Origin of the sequence: Agathobaculum ammoniilyticum (genome assembly GCF_025567315.1) — a bacterium.
Lineage (GTDB): Bacteria > Bacillota > Clostridia > Oscillospirales > Butyricicoccaceae > Agathobaculum > Agathobaculum ammoniilyticum.
Genome location: NZ_JAOQJE010000016.1, coordinates 46047 through 50193, shown reverse-complemented (window position 1 = coordinate 50193; position 4147 = coordinate 46047). Strand labels below are relative to the sequence as shown.

Here is a 4147-nt window from a genome sequence, read left to right as displayed (position 1 = left end):
CATCCGTTCCGGCAGACGGCTCCTCGCCCGTATCAAGTGCATACAGGGCGGCCGTACCTCCTGACGCGAGTTCCACATCACGCCGCACCAGCGGTACATCCTGTACCGTCTCATTCTCTGCATCATTCCATCCCTCCAAACCTGTCTGTTCCATCTGTGTAAATACCGCCGTATCCGTATCGGGTACCTCCATTTTTGCTTTGTCGTCCGCACAGCCTGTAGGCAGAAGCAGAGCCCCCGCCATGCAGGCGGCGATCATGCCGCGGAATTTCATTGTATCACCCTTTCATCGAATTTCCTGTCCAATCACGCAGAACCGGTAAGCCGGTTCATTCGCGATACAGGTGAGCATGGTGATCTGGTTGCCTGCCGTAGGGTTCAGCACATCCGTATCTGTAGCAAGGATGCGTCCGGCAAAGGTGACGCGGTAGGTGCGGGCGCCGAGCGAGGTCTTGTAGGTAATGATATCCCCAACCTGCACATATTTCAGGTTACCGAAATACGGCCACGAACCGCGGTTATGGCCGCACAGTGCGACGTTGCCGTTCCAGACGCTCGTCCCGTCCACATGGCCGGCCCCCTTTTTCATGCTCTCATAGGTGGCGCTGGGGTAGACATAAGCGAAAATGCCGCGGCTGCCGATGGACACCGCACCGAAATGCCCGTTCGTGGTGACAAGCTGGCTTTGGGCAGTGTAGCCGCCGCCCATACCCTCCAGCCGGTTAAAGGACAGGCCCTCCAGACCGTTCAGCTTTTCATCCGTGGCGATCTGCTTTTCCACTGCGCTGCCCCACGGGTCTATGTACGACCCGACGGGGATGACGGGCGAGCCGGCGCGCGGTATGGTCTGTTCTGCGTCCGTTCCCATGCTGTCCGACGGGACGATGATCGCAGCGCCGCCGCGATCGTCCGCGCTGTCCAGATCCAGCGCATGGTTGCTGGAAGTGGGCGTGTAGAAGTGGTTGTCATAGAGGCCTGCGTCATAGTGGTATTCGAGCGCTGAGACAAACGGCAGGCTGAGTACCAGCAGGCTACAGGCCATCGCGCCGCTGAGGGCGCGTTTAACAATGCTTTTCATGAAGTTCACTCTCCTTCTGCATAGAAAATCCCCGTCTTTGAGGGATAAACCGCACGAAGCGGCTCTCTTGACAAAAACGGGGGATATGTTATAATAATGACAAGAAAGGGCGCTGCATAGCGGTTGACCCTTAGGCTAACTTAATGGATAAGCTAACCGCTTGGTGCCAGCCGAGCGGTTAGCGCACTTTTATGAGGAAAATATGTAGCAACAGGATTGCCCATATCAAAATTCTTACGAATCTCTTCATAAAGCATCACTCCTTTCGCAAGGAGTGGCCAACCGCTGTTTTGCAGCGCCCGGACAGCAGCGCTGTCCAACTGAATTATATCATATCTGTTTATTTTCCGTCAATCCAGACGGCCCTGAGACCGCCAACTTGACAAACTGAACCGAAAACAGTATAATAAATACCAGTAAGACGGTTGCCTGCGCCAACAGGCGGTCGTTCCTGTACTCGATTTTACGTCGAGGAAACGCCGCTCTCTTAGCTACAGGGGGCGGTTATTTCTTTCTATACATAAAGCATAGGCCGATGACGCCGACGATCAGCAACCCGAACTGAAACAGATCGGAGTAAGTAACCACGGTATCACCTCCGTTCGGAGGAACAACCTGCCGTCTTAACTGGCAGTCTGATTATATCACATCCCTTCACTTTTCGTCAATTTAAGCCGCCTGCGGGCGGCTTTTGTCATATCCTCACCTGAAACGCATAGTCGCTCCCCACGAACGACTCCACCACATGGTGCTGCCCTTCGCCGCCGGTCTCGATGGCGATATCCCGTCCCACCAGCCGTTTGGCGAGCCGTTTGCGCAGAATAACCGTATACTCGGTCTCTTCGTGCCCCTGCATCATGACCAGCCGTATCTTCGGCGTCCGTACCCGCACATACTGGCGGCTTACGACGTCATGGATGCGGCGTTCCTCGTTGTAGACATAGATGCGGACAATATGCCAACGCAGATACCAGAGCACTGCCGCCAGCAGGAACAGGGCTGCCAGCCCTGTCACGATCGCGACCTGCGATACGGTAACGTCCGGATCCAGCCCGGGCAGGACCGGTATCTTGTTTCCCGTATAGGTCACGGTGTAGACCACGCTCCCGACGCTGGTTTTCCCCACCTCGCCCTTGTAGACTGCTGTAGCGCGGTATCCGTCCGCCACTTCGCGGGTCGTATAGGTGGTCTTGCTGTATGTCGCCGTTGCCGTCCAGACCGCGGGAACATCGGAATCCTCCACGTTTTTCGTTTCAGACCAGCTCAGGCCTGTCAGCGGCAGGGTCAGCCCGTCCGCCTGTACAGTCTCCGGCACAAGGCTGCGGTCATTGTAGGCCAGCTCATACGTTTTGGTGACGGTATGTGGGTGGCCGTCCGTGACCGTGCTGTATCCGGTCGCCTCCACCTGAATGCTCTGCACGTCCAGCAGCAGTTCGCCGGTGTAGCCGTCTTTGCTGTATGGTCGTGTCGCTGGGAACTGGCCGATCACATCCGCCAGCTCACCGGAGGGCGCGTCCACCGTGACCGTTTCCTCAACCGGCTGCGTGTCTGTCGTCTCCTGGTCGGCCTTTTCCATCCGCTGATAACGGTACCAGTAGCCGTCCTGTGAAAACGGTTCCTCGCGCAGCAAGGACGGGTCGATCTCCGGTAACAGTTCGAAGGTCTTAGTGAGTGTCGGCACTCCGTTTATCTCAACCAGTTCGGTGCTGACCGGCTCAAAACTTGCTTTGTCGCCGTCGAGCAGCACCTGTTCGCTTTCCTGTACTGCGCCCGCCGCGCCGATAAACAGCGCGGCGAGCAGCGGCATAATCAGCCTCCGCAGTTTTTTCCTTTCCATACGTTTGATCTCCTCGCAATCAAATATAAGGGAGCGATTCCGTTTGAACCGCTCCACAGAATATCCGCCTGTTTACTTTTCCCGCCGCTCGATCCGGATCAGGCGGCCCGGCTTTTGACCGGGGCGGCTATGCTGAAGTGTGAATACCATATCCGGCTCCCGTTCAAAAAATCCTATATCCCGTTTCCAGCTCATGCCGCATTTGCAGTGCTGCAGGCCGATGAACTGCTGCTTCATTTTTCGCCCGCACCCAGGACAGATTTTGTTACTTTTTCCCATTCTATCGCCTCAAGTGCAAATTGCATTTGTGAACATAGATATTATAGCAGACGCCTGCAATCTCAGTAAAGCTGCATTAAATTGAAGAGAATCAGAATCCGGTCTGCGGCAGTGTGGGACTGGTATATGTGGGCGCACGGTAGATTTTAGTCACCCATGCGCTGGCAGCGTTGTCCCACTCGCCCTGATACGAGCCGCCGCAATCCGCCCTGTTGATGATTTTATAACCATTCGCCATGTAATCCGGCACATAGACCAGCAGCGTCGCTTTCTCGGTCATTTTGAAGCCAGCCGGTACGGTGCCGAACTCAAAGCGGATATCGGTCACATATTCGCCGGCCGCCAGTTTGAGCGAGCCGCTGTCGATCTTGAACGAGTATGCGTTAGTCGAAAGCAGGTTATCCGCCAATGTCCGGTAATCATTCATGTTGGTCTTAAAGGTGATCTTATACCAGACGCGGGCATTGTAGGTACCGGTGGTCAGCGTGGCCGCGCGCACCGCGTCCGTGGGAATGCGGTCATGCCAGAAGAAGTTGTCCAGCGGCACATTCGAGTTATTCGCGATGTTCGTGAAATCATACCGCATATTCGAGCCGGCGTCTACCGTGTAGTTGCCGGTCTTTTCAATGCTGGTATTGATGTTCGCCGGATCGTTGTACATCTCGATCTGCACCACATCACCCTCCACCTTGAGCCTGGCCTCGACCTTTTCGCTGTTCAGCTGATAAAACCGCGGCGCCTGCACTTCCTGTACATAGTAGCGGCCCATTGGGATCGGGTTGGAGGCGGCAATGCCTCGGGAATCCGAGGTCATGGTGTCCACCACACGGCCGGTATCGGCATTGATGATTTCAAACACCGCGCCCTCAAGCAGACTTCCTTTTGGCTGGTTCGTAACCGGGTTGTCCTGTGCAGACTTCTTGACCACCTGGATCTGTCCGAGGAGCGGAGTA

The 4147-nt window shown here is 55.6% G+C and carries 5 protein-coding genes; all 5 read right to left on the bottom strand.

Annotation, left to right across the window (positions count from 1 at the left end):
- A partial coding sequence (locus tag OCV66_RS13780) for a hypothetical protein (RefSeq protein WP_147574533.1) occupies window positions 1-274 on the bottom strand: 274 nt, incomplete at its 3' end.
- Between the two features lie 12 nt (window positions 275-286).
- Window positions 287-1078, bottom strand: a complete 792-nt coding sequence (locus OCV66_RS13775) for a class D sortase (RefSeq protein ID WP_147574532.1) — start codon at window positions 1076-1078, stop codon at window positions 287-289.
- Between the two features lie 694 nt (window positions 1079-1772).
- A complete protein-coding gene (locus tag OCV66_RS13770; RefSeq protein WP_147574531.1) occupies window positions 1773-2915 on the bottom strand; it encodes a hypothetical protein in 1143 nt (380 codons plus the stop codon).
- Window positions 2916-2987: 72 nt separating this feature from the next.
- Window positions 2988-3152 (bottom strand): hypothetical protein, encoded by a 165-nt coding sequence (locus OCV66_RS13765; protein ID WP_262564725.1) that lies wholly within the window; start codon window positions 3150-3152, stop codon window positions 2988-2990.
- Window positions 3153-3285: 133 nt separating this feature from the next.
- Window positions 3286-4147, bottom strand: an 862-nt coding sequence (locus OCV66_RS13760; protein WP_262564723.1) for a prealbumin-like fold domain-containing protein, incomplete at its 5' end; no start/stop codon positions are given.

Excerpts from the sequence above, each read along its gene's own strand:
- OCV66_RS13775 (WP_147574532.1), bottom strand. The coding sequence starts at position 1,078 with ATGAAAAGCATTGTTAAACGCGCCCTCAGCGGCGCGATGGCCTGTAGC.
- OCV66_RS13770 (WP_147574531.1), bottom strand. The coding sequence starts at position 2,915 with ATGGAAAGGAAAAAACTGCGGAGGCTGATTATGCCGCTGCTCGCCGCG.
- OCV66_RS13765 (WP_262564725.1), bottom strand. The coding sequence starts at position 3,152 with ATGAAGCAGCAGTTCATCGGCCTGCAGCACTGCAAATGCGGCATGAGC.